The organism is Yersinia pekkanenii, from assembly GCF_001152565.1.
Classification (GTDB): Bacteria; Pseudomonadota; Gammaproteobacteria; order Enterobacterales; family Enterobacteriaceae; genus Yersinia; species Yersinia pekkanenii.
The window spans coordinates 1-1,295 of sequence record NZ_CQAZ01000172.1; the positions used below are offsets into that span (position 1 = coordinate 1).

Genomic DNA, 1,295 nt, shown 5'->3' on the forward strand with positions numbered 1-1,295 from the left:
GACGCCATGCCGCGTGGAACGGTACAGGTCAGTGCTGGCGCATAACGCCGATGAATTTTTGATGTCCCTTTGCGCAGAGAGTTTGACTCCCCACGACGGGATATGTTTGATATCTCAGCAAAGTTCTGAGAAGAGGCAGTATTAGCCAAACCTACCCGTGCTTATGTTGCACGGAAGGAGTTGAATTATTTTCGGCACAATTCTATACTCCCTGCATAGAGCAACAGCTTCTATACAGTTTTAGTAGGCCCCGTTAATCTTCTCGCCCGCCAAAGTGAAGAGATTATCGGGGTTTTTGCTTTTCTGGCTCCGGGGTAATACCTCACCAGGACCAGTTCCCTGCCACCTTACGGCGTGGCCCACCAAAATATCTCAAACTATCCGTAATCTAGCATCCAAAGCTAATTCCATCAAGAAAGTAAACGGTTTACCTTCCATTAACTCTTCTCGCCAGCTCACTTTCTATCAAACGTTCTATCATCTGCCCTTGAGTCAAACCTTCCTCAACACACAGCTCAAGTAAGTTTTCTTTCAAAGGGTTTCGAATAAATACATTAACTTCTTTATGAGTTATGCGCTTGCGAGCTACGGAAGCTAACTGCTTCTCTGTAGCCGACATAGGATTACCTTTACGGTAACTGCGCTTCGATTTCGATGAGGAAGTAACTACTTCTACAACCTGTGACATCTCTGCCTCCTCAAGGACCTAAAAAGGATCGATTAGGCAAAGATTACTACAATTTCTGCCCGCTGGCAGTAAATGATCGTGATCTGCTGCTCATGTTGGCGCATAAGCATTCGCGATATGCCAATCAATAAGGTTGAAAATAGAGTGCGTCGTTGGCGTTAATTGGCGTTCCTTCAGCCCACTGGTGTCTCAAATTCCTGCTGGCACAATGAGGGCAAAAAGTGTTTTCATCATGATTCTCCCAGGATTTTCTCTTTGACGATCTCCCGCTCCAGCTGTTGTAACGCCTGTTGCTGGTTATGCTGACGCTCGATATGAGTTTCCTGCTCTGCATGCTGTTGTTGATGTTGTGTATCCACTTGTTTTTCCTGCTGTATCTCACGTATCATCTGTTTTTCTGCTTCCGCCGTCTCCGGTGAGATCGTCGATTTCCCTGCCTCAAGGGGTATCGCCCGTTGGCGGTCTATTTCAGCTTTTTCGGCCTGTTCCCGCGCCTGCTCTTCAGGGGTTTTCAGGCTCAGTGGTGCATCAGCTTGCGGTACGGCAGGGGGATTTTCTGGTGATGTAACAGGAAGGTTGCCCTGGGTGACAGCTTCAACGCGGTAAG

2 protein-coding genes are annotated in these 1,295 nt (G+C 47.6%); both read right to left on the reverse strand.

Annotation, left to right across the window (positions count from 1 at the left end; translation table 11 throughout):
• Window positions 1-427: 427 nt before the first annotated feature.
• A complete protein-coding gene (gene repA / locus AEP37_RS23745; protein ID WP_049615642.1) occupies window positions 428-688 on the reverse strand; it encodes a replication regulatory protein RepA in 261 nt (86 codons plus the stop codon).
• Window positions 689-918: 230 nt separating this feature from the next.
• Window positions 919-1,295, reverse strand: a 377-nt coding sequence (locus AEP37_RS26800; protein WP_049615643.1) for a hypothetical protein, incomplete at its 5' end; no start/stop codon positions are given.